The sequence below is a fragment of the Luteimonas flava genome (genome assembly GCF_036584485.1).
In the GTDB taxonomy this organism is placed as follows: domain Bacteria; phylum Pseudomonadota; class Gammaproteobacteria; order Xanthomonadales; family Xanthomonadaceae; genus Luteimonas; species Luteimonas flava.
Map to the genome: position 1 here is coordinate 86,056 of NZ_JAZHBM010000001.1, position 15,142 is coordinate 101,197.

The window sequence follows — 15,142 nt, forward strand, 5'->3', positions numbered from 1 at the left end:
TTTTGAAGCGAGAGTGCAGATCAATCAGGGCGTCAGCACGACCTTGCGACAGGCGTCTTCCTTGCCGTCGAAGATCTCGTAGCCCTTCGCTGCATCGGCCAGTGCCATGCGGTGCGAAATGATCACGTCCGGCTGCAGGCGGCCTTCGCCGATGTGTTCCAGCAGTTCGGGCATATATTTCTGCACATTGGTCTGGCCCATCTCGAACCGCAGGCCCTTGTCGAAGGCGTCGCCGAACATGAAGGCATGGATGAAGCCGGCGTACACACCCGGCACGCTGACGGTGCCGGCGCGACGCGTCGCGGCGATGCACTGGCGCAATGCGGCGCCGCTGCTGCCCTCGATCTTGAGCTGGGCGGCGATGGTATCGACCTTGCTGCCCTTGGCCTCGAACCCCACCGCGTCGATCGTCGCGTCCACGCCGCGGCCGTTGGTCTGCGAGATGATCTCTTCGGCCGGGTCGTCGGTGTCTTCGAAATTGATCGGAATCACGCCGTAGGTCGCGACCGCGAAGTCGAGGCGGTACTGGTAGCGGTCGATCATGAAGATGCGCTCGGCGCCGAGCATCTTCGCGCATGCCGCAGCCATCAGGCCGACCGGGCCGGCGCCGAAGATCGCGACCGTCGACCCCTTGGTGACGCGCGCATTGAGCACGGCCTGGTAGCCGGTCGGCAGGATGTCGGACAGGAACAGCACCTGCTCATCCGGCAATGCGTCGGGCACGACGATCGGCCCGACATTGCCCTTGGGCACGCGCACGTATTCGGCCTGGCCGCCGGGCACGCCGCCGTAGAGATGGCTGAAGCCGAACAGCGCCGCGGGTGGGCGCATGCCCTTGGAATTGAGCGCGGCGCCGGTGCCCGTATTGGTGGTTTCGCACGCGGAGAACTCCGCGAGACGGCAGTGGAAGCAGTCGCCGCAGGCAATAACAAACGGAATCACCACGCGGTCGCCCTTGCGCACGTTGGTCACGTCCTTGCCGATGTCCTCGACGATGCCCATGAACTCGTGGCCGAGGATGTCGCCCTTGTGGAGCTCGGGAATCTTGCCGCGGAACAGATGCAGGTCGGAGCCGCAGATCGCGGTGGCGGTGACGCGCAACAGGATGTCGTCGGCGTCCTGCAGCACCGGATCGGGCACGGTGTCGACCCGGACATCCTTGCTGCCGTGGTAGGTGAGCGCTTTCATGGGGTGAGCCTGTGCAGTGGGGTCGCCATGAGGCACAGATCCGATGGCAGGTGCGCGTGACGCGGAGATCGCGCTGGCGTGATGTGAGTGAAGGCGGCCGATGACTGAACGCGCACGGGATCGCGGTGCACGGGGGATGGCGGGGTGGGCGCGGCGGTCCGACATTCGCCGGAGCGCGCGTGGATGCGAGTCCGATGAATACGCGCAAGGTGGTCGGTGGGCCAGATCGATGCGCGAATCGCGACGCGTGATGCCACTCGCATCGTGTGGATGGCTGCAAGCTGCAGCTTGACCTGACGCGCGTCGCGCGTCGGCCATCGATCGAGTCCGGTGCAGTCCGCTCTCCGAAAAGAAGAGATGCGGAGGCACCGAGCGGCCGGCACTCAACCCGCCTCGAACGCTGCGATCTCGTCGAGAAGGCGCTGGCTGCGGCGGATGCCGTCTGCGCCGTCGGCGCAGTTGATCGGGCCATCCGTCCTGGCGAGCAGGCGTGCTCGGTTGCGCCAGGCGTAGAGCCAGGTCGCCGCCAGACCGACGCCGCCGATGACCAGGCTCCAGACGATCCACGCGGGTGTGGCAGCTGCCGCCGGCGCATCGCCGAGACCGGCGAATGCGACCACGACCGGCAGCCACATGATCCACCACGGTGCGCCGCACAGCCCCGCATTCAATGCGTAGACGCGCAGCAACGCCGCCAGTTGACGCTGGATCTGCAGCACCGGCGCGGCGTAATCGACGCGGCCGGCGAGTACCAGCGTTGCGGTGGCGCCGAGGATCGTCAGCACGCCGAAGGCATGCACCGCGATGCCGGCGACCAGCAGTCCGGCGACGTCTGTGTTGCGGGTCCAGCAGGCGACGCCGAGCACGATCAGCGCAATGCCCAGCGCGGCCTGCACCCAGTGGCCGATCTTCAGCGGGCGCAGCTGTCCCTTCGCCCGCAGCAGCCGGGTTTCGCGCAGCAGGGCGCGCTGCACGGCATCGCTGCGGGCCATGCGCGTTTCCAGCGATTGCCAAGCGGCTTTCAGGTCATCGGGTTCCATGGCGGGTCCTCTAGAGTTCGGTGCGGATGCGCTGGCGCAGCCGGCTGATCTTGGTGGCGACGTTGGTCTCGGACAGACCGAGGATGTCGGCGATGTCGCGGTGGCTGCGGTCGTCGAGATAGAGCAGCAGCAGGGCGCGATCGAGCGGCGCCTGTGCGTGGATGAAGCGGTGCAGGGCGCGGACCTGCTGTTCGGCCTGCGGATCGTGCGGCGCGGGATCGGCGAGGTCGTGCAGGGTCTCGTCGAACGGCACCGCGTGGCGATGGCGCACGGTCGCACTGCGCACCGCGCTGATCGCGACGTTCAGCGCGATCCGGTACATCCAGGTGCTGAAGGTCTTGGCCGGGTCGTATTTCGGCCACGCGCGCCACAGGTGCACGGCGATGTCCTGGGCCAGGTCGGCGCGGTCGTCCGGATCCCGGCAATAGCTGGCCGCCACGGTCGCGACGATGCCGTGGTGGTCCTGCAGCAGCCGGGTGAATGCGGCGCGGTCGTGCGCAGGCGGCATCGTGGTGTCCATGGGAGTCCGTGTCGAACCTGTCATGAGGTGGTTCGCACGGGCGCGGCGGATATCACACGCCCACGCCGCCGCGCGCGCAAACCGCCCGTCGGCGCCGGCCCGGCGCGGCGGGCCCGGGCAGGGCCTGCATCTAATACCTCTTCGCTATTGACGCCGATCCCACCCGCTCCGGTGCCTATACTCGCCATCCCTTGCCCCCACGCAGGCCCATCCAAGATGACTGCTTCAAGCTCCGTGGCGTCACCCGCCGCCCCCAACGCGGCCCGGCCGGCCAGCCTGCGCCGGTCCGTGTCGAACACCCTGAAGGGTTCGGCCGGCAATCTCGTCGAGTGGTTCGACGTCTATGTGTATTCGGTCTTCGCGGTCTACTTCGAGTCGCAGTTCTTCTCCCCCGATGACAAGAACTCCACCCTGTACGTCTGGGCGATCTTCGCCGCGACCTTCCTGATGCGCCCGATCGGCGCGTGGTACTTCGGCCGCTTCGCCGACCGCTACGGCCGGCGCCTGGCGCTCACCGTCTCGGTGTCGGTGATGGCCGGGTGCTCGTTCCTCATCGCGATCAGTCCGACCGCCGAACAGATCGGCATCTGGGCCGCGGTACTGCTGCTGATCGCACGTCTGGTGCAGGGCTTCGCGACCGGCGGCGAGTACGGCGCCAGTGCGACCTACATGTCCGAGGCCGCGATTCCCGGCCGTCGCGGCTTCCTGTCCTCGTTCCATTACGTGACCCTGGTCGGCGGCCACGTGCTGGCACAGGCGACGCTGCTGGCGATGCTGCTGATGCTCGACACCTCGCAGATCTCCGAATGGGGCTGGCGCGTCGCGTTCGGCATCGGTGGTCTCGCTGCGATCGTGGTGTTCTGGCTGCGCCGCACGATGGACGAATCGCTGGAGTCGGATTCCATCAAGGAAGCCAAGACCGGCGGCGCGCAGGCCTCGGGCTCGATCCGCGAGCTGTTCGTGAACCAGTGGCGTCCGCTGCTGCTGTGCTTCCTGATCACCGCGGGCGGCACGGTCGCGTTCTACACCTACTCGGTCAACGGGCCGAAGATGATCCAGACCGCGTTCGCCGGCGACGACGTCATCGTGGGCACGCTGATCAACCTGGGTCTGCTTACGTTCCTGATGCTGCTGCAGCCGATCGGCGGCTGGCTGTCGGACAGCGTGGGCCGCAAGAGCCTGCTGGTGTTCTTCGGCATCGGCGGCGTGCTCTACACCTGGTACCTGGTGACGGCGCTGCCGCAGCAGACCAGCGCGCTGTCGGCCTTCGTCATCCTGGGCATCGGTTTCATCATCCTGACCGGTTACACGTCGATCAACGCGGTGGTGAAGGCGGAACTGTTCCCGACGCACATCCGCGCGCTGGGCGTGGGCCTCGGCTACGCGCTGGCCAACTCGGCCTTCGGCGGCACCGCGCCGCTGCTGTACCAGGCGGCGCTGAAGTCGGACCAGGTGATCACGTTCGCCGTGTATGCCACCGCCATCATCGCGGTCTCGCTGGTGGTCTACGTGTTCTTCCTGAAGAACAAGGACCAGAACTGGCTCGACGACGAAGCGCACATGCGCGACCGGATCAGCAAGCGCGGCTGATCCTCGCGTGACCTCTGAAGCCACCTGCCCCGTGCACCGGAGCGGGTGGCTTTTTTTTTGGCGACGTGACCGCGCGCCCGTCCACCGGCACCACTTACTCGTGCGTCAGCGCGCCCGGTGCTCCATCGAACCGGTAGATGTCCATCGCCAGAAAGCCCATGTCGATGCCGGCATCGATGCGCTGCGCGTGCATCGGCGTGCCGGCGGCGCCCATCGCGACGTACAGCGGCAGCAGGTGTTCGTCGGTGGGATGCGCGCGTTCGGCGAACGGGGCCTGTCGGCGGTAGTCGAGCAGCGCGTCCACGTCCTCGGCCGCGAGCCGCTGTTCCACCCAGTCGATGAAGGGCTGCACGTACGGCGCCTGTCGCGCTTCGTCATAGCTGCGCCAGTCGTGCAGGTTGTGGGTGATGCTGCCCGAGCCGATCACCAGCACGCCCTCGTCGCGCAACGGCGCGAGGGCGCGGCCGAGCTGGAACTGGTGCGCGGGGCCGAGGCCGGGCTGGATCGACACCGGCACCACCGGAATGTCGGCATCGGGATACAGCAGCCGCAGCGGCACCCACACGCCGTGATCGAGGCCACGTTGCGGGTCGAGCTGCGGCGGCAGTCCGGCCGCCTGCAGCAGGTCGGCCACCCGCGCGCCGAGCGCGGTGTCGCCGGGCGCGGGGTAGCGGATGTCGAACAGCGCCTGCGGAAAGCCGCCGAAGTCGTGGATGGTCTCCGGCATCGCCGCGCCACCGACCAGAGGCGCACGCGCCAGCCAGTGCGCGGATGCGATGACGATCGCCCGCGGCCTGGGCAGCGTGCGTGCGAGTTCGGCCAGGCGTTCGCCGACCTGGCCCGGCGTCAGCGCGGTCATCGGCGAGCCATGCGAGATGTAGAGGGTGGGCAGGCGGGTCATCGGTGTACTCCGGCGCGCGCGGCGCCGGGCGCCGTCACGATGCGGACAGGCTATGCCTCGCGCCGCAGGCGTTAAACGGCCCCGCCAGCGAAGAACTGTTGCGGAGCGGGGACAATCCCGCCGCGTCGCGTCGAAGCGCGCCGGGGAGGCATCCAATCGCGCCTTTGCGGCGTATGACCCCATGTCTCCGCCTGCACGTTCCCCACACGGCGCCATGCCCAAGCTGCCTGCCACCGCCGTCTCGAAGGTCACGCCCCTGCACGGGGCGGTTCGCATGTCCAAACTGCTCGCCGATCCGGCTCCCGATGCGGTGTTCTGGTCCGACCAGATGACCCGCGTGGCGGCGAACGCCGACGTGGACTGCTTCATGCGCATCTACGACCACTTCGCGCCCCGGCTCAACCGGTATCTGCTGGGCCAGGGTATTCAATCCGCGCAGGCCGAGGATCTGGTGCAGGAAGCGATGCTGCGGCTGTGGCGCCGCGCGCGGTCCTTCGATGCCACACGCGCCAGTCTCGGCACGTGGCTGTTCCGCATCGCGCGCAACCTGCACATCGATTCGCTGCGTCGCGGCGCCTCGGCGACCGCGTGGCCCGACGATGTCGACCTGCTGCACGACGACGATGGCGAGGTCGGCGCGAGCGGGCCGGAAGCCTTCACCGATCACGTCGGTCTGGGGCGTGCGATCGATGCACTGCCGGTCGGGCAGGCGCGTCTGATCCGCATGTCGTATCTCGAATCCAAGAGCCACTCGGAAATCTCCAACGAACTCGGCATGCCGCTGGGCTCGGTGAAATCCACACTGCGGCGCGCGTTCGCGAAGCTGCGACGCGGGCTGGGAGGCGAGGCGTGAACGTGCCGGTCCGGCATCTCGATCACGCCACGCTGGTCGGCTATTCGGCCGGTGCGCTGCCGGTCGCGTTCGCGGCCGTCGTCGCCAGCCACCTGGAACTGTGCGCGAGCTGTCGTGAACAGCTGCGTGCGGCCGATGCGATCGGCGCGCGGTTGATCGAGCAGCAGGACGGCGCGCCGTTGTCGGCATCGGCGCGCGATGCGTTCCGTGCACGGCTCGAAGGCGCCGCGCCTGCGCCGCCGGTGGTCGTCGCCGAGCCGGCGCCGGTCGATCCCGACCTGCTGCCCACGCCGCTGCGGCCCTGGTTCGGCGAACGTTACTCCACGCTGCGCTGGCGCGCGGTCGGCCCGGGCATCCATCTGCTGCGCGCGCAGGACGCCGCGCTCGGCGCGCAGTTGCTGATGCTGCGCACAGCGTCCGGCAAGCGGATGCCGATGCACAGCCATGGCAACAACGAACTGACCCTGATCCTGCGCGGCGCCTACGACGACGTGCTCGGCCATTTCGGTCCGGGCGACGTCGCCGATCTCGATCACGAGACCGAACACCAGCCGGTCACCAGCCACGGCGTGCCGTGCATCTGCGTCGCCGCGTCCGATGCGCCGATGCGGTTCAGCGGCTGGATCGCGCGCGCGATGCAATCCGTCCTGCGGCTCTGACGCGCGCCCGGAGGGGCGTCCGGCGCACCGTTCGCGTGCGTCGTGGCAGGCTGTGCGGCCCGATCCCATGCGAGGCAGGCCGATGCAGCCCTTCCGTCCCTTTTCCGGCCTGGTGTGCGCCGCATTGCTCGGCGGTTGCGCGGGCGGTGCCGCGATGTCTACAAGCGAGCGTACCGCGATCGGCGGATTGACCGCGTACGCGCCGGGCTTCGATGCCGTCGTCGCGCCCGACACGACGATCGAGCGTCTGGCCGACGGTTTCACGTGGGCCGAAGGCCCGGCGTGGATCGAGGACGGCGGCTATCTGCTCTTCACCGACGTGCCGGAGAACCGCATCCATCGTTGGTCGGAAGCGGAGGGCCTGTCGGTGTTCCTGGAACCGTCCGGCTACGACGGCCCGCCGACCGGTGTGCTGCGCGAAGCCGGCGCAAACGGCCTGTTCGCGGAACCGTCGGGCACGGTGCTGCTGGCGGATTCCGGCAGCCGCACGCTCGCGCGGCTCGATCCGCGGACCGGACAGAAGACTGTGCTCGCGCGCACATTCGACGGCCGGCGCTTCAACAGTCCCAACGATGTCGTGCGCCGTAGCGACGGCGCGATCTTCTTCACCGATCCGCCGTACGGCCTGAAGGATCTCGATGAGTCGCCGGTCAAGGAATTGCCGTTCAACGGTGTCTACCGGCTCGATACCGACGGCCGCGTGCATCTGCTCGACGACGGCCTGATGCGCCCCAACGGCATCGCGCTGTCGCCGGACGGACGCACGCTGTACGTCGCCAATTCCGATTCCGAACGCGCGATCTGGATGGCGTATGTACTCGACGCCGAAGGTGCCGTCACCTCGCGACGCGTGTTCGCCGATGCCGGTGATCTGGTCGGCGACGCGGCGCCCGGTCTGCCGGACGGCATGACCGTCGCTGCCAACGGCACCGTGTTCGCGACCGGCCCAGGCGGCGTGCTGGTGTTCGCGCCGGATGGCATGCGGCTGGGCCGGATCGAAACCGGCAGCGCGGTCGCCAATGCCACCTTCGGCGACGACGGTCGCACGCTGTATCTGGCGTCGGACAGCATCCTCGCGCGCGTGCGTCTGAAGATCGCAGGGCCTGCGACGTCGCGCTGATACACCGCACGCCGCGCCCGGATCGCTCATCTGCATGCTCACCACGCTCGCCATCGCCCACTACCGTTCGCTGCACACGCTGGTCGTGCCGATGGGGCGGTTGAATCTCGTCACCGGTGCCAACGGCAGCGGCAAGTCCAGCCTGTATCGCGCGCTGCGCCTGCTCGCCGAAACCGCGCAGGGCGGCGTGGTGTCGGCGCTCGCGCGCGAAGGGGGCCTGCAGTCCACGCTGTGGGCCGGGCCGGAAACGCTCAGCGCGCGCATGCGCCGCGGTGAGGTGCCGGTCCAGGGCGGGCCGCGACAGCAGCCGGTGTCGCTGAAGCTCGGCTTCGCCGGCGCAGAGTTCGGCTACGCGATCGATCTCGGTCTGCCGGTGCCCTCGCAGTCGCTGTTCGCGCAGGACCCGGAGATCAAGCGCGAGGTGATCTGGGGCGGACCGTTCCTGCGGCAGGGCAACACGCTGGTCGATCGCCGCGGTGCGCTGGTGCGCGTGCGAGACGGGCGCCAGTGGCGGGTCGCCGGCGAACATCTGAATCCGTTCGAAAGCCTGTTCGGCCAGATCGCCGATCCGCGCAATGCGCCCGAAGTGCTGCAGCTGCGCGAGACGATCCGCGGCTGGCGTTTCTACGATCATTTCCGCGCCGATGCCGACGCCCCGGCGCGCCTGCCCCAGCTCGGCACGCGCACGCCGGTGCTGAGTCACGACGGCCACGACCTCGCCGCGGCCTGGGCCACGATCCGCGAGATCGGCGATGTCGAAGCGCTGGACGCCGCCGTCGCCGATGCGTTTCCCGGCGCGCGCGTCGAGGTGCTGGTGGAGGGCGGACGCTTCTCGCTGCAGTTCCGCCAGCACGGCTTGCTGCGGCCGCTGTCGGCCGCCGAACTGTCGGACGGCACGCTGCGCTATCTGCTGTGGATCGCCGCGCTGCACACGCCGCGTCCGCCGCCGCTGATGGTGCTCAACGAACCCGAAACCAGTCTGCATCCCGATCTGCTGCCGGCACTGGCGCGGCTGATCGCCGGTGCATCGCGACGCACCCAGGTCTGGGTGGTCTCCCATGCGACGCGGCTGATCGCCGCGCTCGAGCAGAGCCCCGACTGCAATCCGGTCCAGCTGGTCAAACGCGACAGCCAGACGACGATCGAAGGGCAGGGGATGCTGGACGCGCCGGCGTGGTACTGGCCGGAGCGCTGAGCCGGCAACGGTTCACCAGATCGACGCGCGGGCTGATGGCGCGACGAACAGGGCGTTGCCCTCACGCACGTCGAACGCGTCGTACCAGGCCTGCAGATTCCGCACGACGCCGTTGACCCGGTAGCGCGCGGGCGAGTGATAGGCCTGCTCGATGTCAGACTTCAGCGAGGCCTCGCTGTCGAGACAGCGCCACAGCTGCGCCCAGCCGAGGAAGAACCGCTGTTCGCCGGTGAAGCCGTCGCGCGTTGCGCGGGTGTCGATGCCGTGCGCAGCGGCGTAGAGACGGTAGGCATCGAGCGCGATGGTCACGCCGACCAGATCCGACAGGTTCTCACCGAGACTGCGGCGCCCGTCGAGATGCGCGCCGGGCAGCGGCTCGTACGCATCGAACTGCGCGACGAGCACCTCGGTGCGTGCGTCGAACGCAGCCCGGGTTGCGGGGGTCCACCAGTCGCGCAGATTGCCCTGGTCGTCGAAGCGCGAGCCCTGATCGTCGAACCCATGCGCCATCTCGTGGCCGAGCACGGCGCCGATCGCACCGAAGTTCACCGCAGCGTCGGCTGTCGCATCGAACGCGGGCGCCTGCAGCAGGCCGGCGGGAAACGTCACCACGTTGAGCTGCGGACTGAAGCTGCCATCCACCGACTGCGGCGGTAGATGCCAACGGTACGGCAGCGTGTGATCCATGAGATGACGCGATTCGAGCGCCACCTGCGCGGCAAGCAGGCGGTGGATGTTGCCGATGGGATCGGTCGGTGAGATCTCGACGTCGGCGTAGTCGCGCAGATCATCCGGATAGCCGAGCCGGAGACCCATCGCGTCGATCTTCGCCAGCGCGGTCGCGCGCGTGTCGGCGTCCAGCCAGTCCGCGGCCTCGATGCGCGTGCGGAAGGCCTGTTTCATGAAGGGCGCCATCGCGTCGATCGCGTCGCGCCGGTCCGGCGGGAAGACCTGCGCGATGTAATGCGCACCCACCAGCTCCGGAAGATTCTGGCTGACGAACTGGAGGCCGCGGTCCGCGCGCGACCGCCGGGTGGTCTGGCCGCCCAGCGTGGTGCCGTAGAACTGGAAGCTGGCGTCCTGGTAGGGCGTCGGCAGCAGGTGCGCGTGGTTGTGGATCCAGTGGAACGCGAGATACGCGCGCCACGTGTCCAGCGGCGTCTCGGCGAAGATCGCCGCGCAATCGCGGATTGCGGTGTCCGTGTTGAGCACGATGGTGTCGACCGGCGGATGACCGGTCGCTGCGAGATACGCGGCCCACGGGAAGCCGGGCGCATAGGCACCGAGTGCCGACACCGGCATGAGGTGATAGTTGCGCCTGCGATCGCGCAGCCATTCGGCGCTCCACTGCACTGCGGAGAGGCGCGTTTCCAGCGCGAGCACGGCAGCGCCGCGCGCGGCACCGTCTTCGATGCCGGCACGCGTCAGCGTCTGCGCGATGTAGTCGACGTAGGCCGCGCGTTGCGCGGCGCTGGTGGCGTCGGTCAGTGCGTACTGGCTCGCCCGCGGCAGGCCCACGACGCGGCCGCCGGCGATCTGCTGGTCGAGATGCAGCAGGCTGCGGCGCGTGTCGCCCGCATCGAGGAACACGTAGGCGCCGACGATGGTGTGCGACATCGGATGCGCCATCCGTGCGGCCACGCCGTCGGCGCTGTCGATCGCCATGATCGCGTCCAGGTCCGCCTGGATCGGCTGCAGGCCCGCGCGGTCGATCGCCGCGACGTCGGTGTAGCTGGTGTAGAGATCGGCGAGCCTGCTGCTGCCCGGCGGCTGCGCCACCGCGTCTTCGAGGAGTGCGCGGATGCGCGCCTGTGTGCGCAGGAACATCGCGTTCAACTCGTTGTACTGCGCATAGCCGGCGGGACGGACGGCGCTGTCGAGCCAGCCCTTGTTGACGTAGGTATAGAAATCGTCGCCCGGCGCGAGACCGGTTTGCATGGAGGCGAGATCGATGCCCCAGCCACCCGCCGTCTGCGCGTCCGGCGCTGCGAAGGCGCGCTGCGTCGCGATGGCCAGCGGCAGCAGTGCGAGACCTGTACACAGCCGGCGACGTGCGCGATTCAAGTCTGGAGATGCAGAGGATCCGGACATCTCGACTCCATCAAGTCGGCGGAGACTGCGCGGCCGGCCAGCGGTTGTGCGCGTGGTTACCACCGGCGCTGGTGTCAGGCCGGTGGTGCAGGACATGACAGTTCGCCGCGCAGCGACCGGCTGCGCTGCGCAGGCCGCTGGAGTCAGAGACGCTCGGTCAGACCGTTGCGGATCGCCGCATCCATCAGCGCACGGGCTTCGCGTTCGGCACGCGCGCTGGCGGTCTGCTGGCGCGTGGCGAGTGCGGTCTGCTCGCGCGCCAGTCCCAGCTGTTGCGTGGCCAGACGCTGCATCTCCGCCTGCATGCCGGCCTGCTCGCGCTGCAGCGCGGCGCTCACGCTCGCATCCACCTGGGCCCGGACGTTGACGTCGGCCAGCGCGCGTGTCGCAGCCTGCACGGCGATCTCCGCCTGGCGTGCGCCCAGCGTGCCCTGCTGGCCACCGAGCTCGCCCTGCAGCGCGCCGAGTTCGCCCTGCGCTTCTCCAAGCGCAGTCACTTCGGCGTAGGCGTCGCGGATCGCCTCGATCGTGGCGCGGTCGCGCACCACGTAGCGCGCATCGCCGCGGCGCATCCACAGCAGCGGTGCATCGCCGCGGCGTGCGGCCTGCGCCTCGCGGAGCTCGTCGGTCGCGCTGACCGCGATGCTGTGATCGTCATCGAGCAGCACGAACGCATTTTCGCCGCGCTGCGTGCCGAGGGTGAAGGTGCCGCGCAGGGCGCCGGTCGGCGGGGTCGGCGGTGCGGGCGGTGCGACCGGGGCAGCCGGGGCGACGGGCGCAGGCGGCGCCGGCGGTGCAGGCGGATCCGGCATGTCGGCCGGGTCGACCGGCACGCCGTTGCGGGTGGCGGTCCGCGCCGTCGTCGTCGACGTGCGCGAGGTCGCGGTTGCCGGTTTCGGGGCAGGCGCGGGACGCGCGGCAGGTGCCGGCGTTTCCGGTGCGACGGCCGGCGTCGCGGCGGTCAGGCGATAGGGCATGACACCGACGACGCCGATCGCGACGGTCATCAGCACCGCGACGACGCGCGGCAGGGACGAAGTGGTCTGGAGCATGGTAAGTCTCCGCTTGAGGAGGGTGAAGTCGGGCGAGGCACTGGCCAGCCCGGCGCAGGGACGCGGCGCGACGCCGAGACGCAGCAGCAGCTGGCCGTATTCGCGTGCGCAGTGACGGTTGCCTTCGAGCACGGCGGCATCGCAGGCGGCTTCGCGGCTCAGGCCGTATTCGCGTGCGGCCAGATGGGCGAGGGGATGGAAGAAGAACAGGTGCTGCGCGAGTGCGGGCACCAGGCCGAGCCACAGATCCCGGCGCTGCAGATGCACCAGTTCGTGGGTCAGCGCCATGTCGAGTTCGTCGGGCTGCATCGAGTCCGCGTGGTGCGCGGGCAATAGCAGGACCGGACGCCACGGGCCGACGAGCTGCGGCGAATCGATTGCATCCGACAGGCGCAGACGCGGCGGCGCACGTAGGCCGTGCGCCTCGGCGGCGAGCGCGAGTGCGTGCAGGAGGCTGCGGTCGCGACAGGGCGCCGACGCGCGCAGCAGGCGCCGCGTCGCCAGGCAGCCGCGCAGGCTGCGCGTGACCATTATGCTGAGGCCCAGCAGCCATGCCACGGCGAGCGCCAGCGGCCACGACCACGTGGGCGACGCCGCAGCCGACTGCGTCGGTGCGAAGACGATCGAGGCCTCGTCCAGCGTGATCGCCGGTGCGACCTGCGCGACCTGCAGCGCGGGCTGCACGGTCTCGGCCGGCAGCAGCGGAAGGGCCATCGGGCTCGACCACGCCAGGCCGACCAGCAGCTGCAGCGCGACCAGCCACCACAGCCAGCAACGGGTCGCGGCCGACAGGCGCGGCACCAGGCGGCACAGCGCCCAGACCACCGCGACGAGGATCGTGGACTGCACGCTCGCGGCCAGCAGGCGCGGCAGCAGGATGTCGCTGATCAGTTCGAGGGCCATCTCAACGCTCCTTGCGCTTGGACTGCAGGTTGGCGACCAGCGCCTCGAGTTCGGCGAGTTCGTCGGCGCTGATGTCCTTGCGCTCCGACATCCACGCGACGAACGGCGACACCGAACCCTGCAGCGTCTTCTCGACGAAACTGCCCACCGCGTTGCGCACCACGTCGTCCTGGCGCGCGGTGGCCGAGTAGCGGTACACGCCGCCGTCGCCCTGCTTGCGCTTGAGGTAGGACTTCGCGCGCAGGCGCTCCATCATCGTCAGCACCGTGGAGCGGGCCAGCCCGCGCGGCTCGCCGAAGGTGGCGGCGACCTCGCCGACGGAGGCGGCCTCGTGTTCGGCGATGTGCTGCAGCAGGGCCAGTTCCTGGTCCCCGACGGTCTTGTTGCGCATGGCACGTTCCTTGGTGACTACAACTGTAGGCAGATTGCGCCTGACTACAGATGTAGTCAATAGGCGGGAAGTCATTCCGTCGTCTGGTGGCGGCAGCGCTCGGATCCACGCGCGATGCCGGCTGCCCGTTGGCAGTCCGTGGGTGTCCTGTCGTCAGCCGCGCGCGTTTCCGTCGACATCCGCCTGGCAGGCATGAGGCCGCAGCTGAAGACGTGCGCGCGTGCTCACCGATCGGGATACGGCGAGCAACGAACGACGCCGGCCTGCCGACCCGTGAATGCTCGTCAGCGATGGCGGCGCCCGCACACGCGCCGGACACATATCCCCGCGCTCGCTCGCGGCATCGTGCACTGCAGGCGTCGCACGCACAGTGCCGTCGCCGCAACGCGCTCAGTCGAGTCCGAACGATCCGGTCTCGACCTCGCCGGCACGCTGGTAGCGCGACACGACGATGCCGGTCGGCGAGACGACGGAGGTCTCCAGCGAGAAGGTCACCGCCTGCGCATCGTCGCCGAACAGCCGCTTGCCCGCGCCGAGCAGCACCGGGAATGTCATCAGCTGCAGGGTGTCGACGAGATCCGTCGCCAGCAGTTGCTGCACGAGCGCGCCGCTGCCCTGGGTCAGCAGGTCGGGGCCGTCCTGCGCTTTCAGCGTGCGCAGTGCGCCGATGACGTCGTCGCCGAGCGCGCGGCTGTTCTGCCAGTCCAGCGAGTCCGGTCGATGCGTGGCGACGTGCTTGGTCACCCCGTTGAACAGCGTCGCGAGGCCGGCATCGCCGTTGTCGGCCGGCACGCGCGGCCAGTGCGCGGCGAAGATGTCGTAGGTGCGACGGCCGAGCAGCAGGTCGAAGGGCCGTGCGAACAGCGCGTCGATGGACGCGCCGAAGACCGGATCGGCGAAGGGCACGGTCCAGCCGCCGTGGGCGAATCCGCCGCTGGTGTCTTCCTGCGGGCCGCCGGGGCCCTGCAGGACGCCGTCGAGGCTGACGAAGGCGGCAACGATGAGCTTGCGCATGGTGTGTCTCCGGTTGCGTGGTGGCCGCCGGGCGGCGGTCTCATCATGACGACGCCTGCAGGTGTGCGAAATCGACATCCGATGCGTGCGATCCCGCAACGCATGACGCAGCCACGTGGGGTCGTGCAGGCTGATGCAGGCGTGCGCACGGGTTCACATCGGCGTGGCTAGACTCGCCGCCACTCCTCCAGCGGACATCCCGTCATGATCAAGCGCCTCGCTTCCGTCGCACTCGTCGCCCTGCTGGCCGCCTGCAGCGCGCCCGCCGAACGCAGCACCGATGCGGTCACGCCGGTCGGCGGCCCGGACAAGGCAACCGTCACCAACGAAGCCGACTGCCAGCGTGTGGGTGGGCAGTGGACCCAGCTCGGCCGCGCGCCCGTCAAGCAGTGCCTGCGCCAGACGACAGACGCCGGCAAGGCGTGTACCGATTCGGAGCAGTGCGAAGGCCAGTGCCTCGCGCCCGAAGGCAGCGTCGACGGCACCCAGGTCGGCGGCAGCTGCAGCGTCGACACCAACCCCTTCGGTTGCCAGCAGCGTCTGCGTGACGGCGTGGCGTCGACGATCTGCGTCGACTGAACGGCGCGCATTGCCCGGCGTGATGCCGGGCGATGACCGCGGCAAC

14 protein-coding genes are annotated in these 15,142 nt (G+C 69.3%); 6 read left to right on the forward strand and 8 right to left on the reverse strand.

Annotated features, from left to right (window positions below; translation table 11 throughout):
- Positions 1–24: 24 nt before the first annotated feature.
- The 3 genes from V3391_RS00465 to V3391_RS00475 all read right to left on the reverse strand — a co-directional run bounded on the left by V3391_RS00465 (position 25) and on the right by V3391_RS00475 (position 2,748).
- On the reverse strand, positions 25–1,188 hold the full coding sequence (locus V3391_RS00465; RefSeq protein WP_332076455.1) for a zinc-dependent alcohol dehydrogenase: 1,164 nt from the start codon (positions 1,186–1,188) through the stop codon (positions 25–27).
- 383 nt (positions 1,189–1,571) lie between these two features.
- On the reverse strand, positions 1,572–2,228 hold the full coding sequence (locus tag V3391_RS00470) for a hypothetical protein (protein WP_332076456.1): 657 nt from the start codon (positions 2,226–2,228) through the stop codon (positions 1,572–1,574).
- 10 nt (positions 2,229–2,238) lie between these two features.
- Positions 2,239–2,748 (reverse strand): RNA polymerase sigma factor, encoded by a 510-nt coding sequence (locus tag V3391_RS00475; RefSeq protein ID WP_332076457.1) that lies wholly within the window; start codon positions 2,746–2,748, stop codon positions 2,239–2,241.
- A gap of 216 nt (positions 2,749–2,964) precedes the next feature.
- Here V3391_RS00475 and V3391_RS00480 point away from each other — a divergent pair, with 216 nt between their 5' ends.
- Complete coding sequence (locus V3391_RS00480; protein WP_332076458.1) at positions 2,965–4,338, forward strand: MFS transporter; 1,374 nt, start codon at positions 2,965–2,967, stop codon at positions 4,336–4,338.
- A gap of 94 nt (positions 4,339–4,432) precedes the next feature.
- On the opposite strand, the gene V3391_RS00485 is transcribed toward V3391_RS00480, so the two are convergent.
- Entirely contained in the window at positions 4,433–5,239 is an 807-nt protein-coding gene (locus V3391_RS00485) for a dioxygenase family protein (RefSeq protein WP_332076459.1), read from the reverse strand.
- A 274-nt stretch (positions 5,240–5,513) separates the two neighbouring features.
- Here V3391_RS00485 and V3391_RS00490 point away from each other — a divergent pair, with 274 nt between their 5' ends.
- The 4 genes from V3391_RS00490 to V3391_RS00505 all read left to right on the forward strand — a co-directional run bounded on the left by V3391_RS00490 (position 5,514) and on the right by V3391_RS00505 (position 9,066).
- On the forward strand, positions 5,514–6,092 hold the full coding sequence (locus tag V3391_RS00490; RefSeq protein ID WP_332076460.1) for a sigma-70 family RNA polymerase sigma factor: 579 nt from the start codon (positions 5,514–5,516) through the stop codon (positions 6,090–6,092).
- Positions 6,089–6,751, forward strand: coding sequence for a ChrR family anti-sigma-E factor (locus V3391_RS00495; RefSeq protein ID WP_332076461.1), 663 nt, complete (start codon positions 6,089–6,091; stop codon positions 6,749–6,751). The genes V3391_RS00490 and V3391_RS00495 overlap by 4 nt, the downstream gene beginning before the upstream one ends.
- A gap of 82 nt (positions 6,752–6,833) precedes the next feature.
- Positions 6,834–7,871, forward strand: coding sequence for an SMP-30/gluconolactonase/LRE family protein (locus tag V3391_RS00500; protein WP_332076462.1), 1,038 nt, complete (start codon positions 6,834–6,836; stop codon positions 7,869–7,871).
- Between the two features lie 34 nt (positions 7,872–7,905).
- Positions 7,906–9,066, forward strand: coding sequence for an AAA family ATPase (locus V3391_RS00505; protein WP_332076463.1), 1,161 nt, complete (start codon positions 7,906–7,908; stop codon positions 9,064–9,066).
- Between the two features lie 12 nt (positions 9,067–9,078).
- On the opposite strand, the gene V3391_RS00510 is transcribed toward V3391_RS00505, so the two are convergent.
- From V3391_RS00510 to V3391_RS00525, 4 genes are all read right to left on the reverse strand, one after another.
- Positions 9,079–11,130 carry a M13 family metallopeptidase gene (locus V3391_RS00510; RefSeq protein WP_332076464.1) on the reverse strand — a complete coding sequence of 684 codons (2,052 nt, stop codon included), beginning with the start codon at positions 11,128–11,130 and terminating at the stop codon, positions 9,079–9,081.
- 170 nt (positions 11,131–11,300) lie between these two features.
- Positions 11,301–13,112 (reverse strand): M56 family metallopeptidase, encoded by a 1,812-nt coding sequence (locus V3391_RS00515; RefSeq protein ID WP_332076465.1) that lies wholly within the window; start codon positions 13,110–13,112, stop codon positions 11,301–11,303.
- 1 nt (position 13,113) lies between these two features.
- Entirely contained in the window at positions 13,114–13,503 is a 390-nt protein-coding gene (locus V3391_RS00520) for a BlaI/MecI/CopY family transcriptional regulator (protein ID WP_232114558.1), read from the reverse strand.
- Between the two features lie 390 nt (positions 13,504–13,893).
- Positions 13,894–14,517: a dihydrofolate reductase family protein gene (locus V3391_RS00525; RefSeq protein ID WP_332076466.1), complete on the reverse strand. Its 624-nt coding sequence runs from the start codon at positions 14,515–14,517 to the stop codon at positions 13,894–13,896.
- Positions 14,518–14,721: 204 nt separating this feature from the next.
- Between V3391_RS00525 and V3391_RS00530 the strand changes: the two genes are divergently transcribed.
- Entirely contained in the window at positions 14,722–15,096 is a 375-nt protein-coding gene (locus V3391_RS00530; RefSeq protein ID WP_332076467.1) for a hypothetical protein, read from the forward strand.
- Positions 15,097–15,142: the final 46 nt, after the last annotated feature.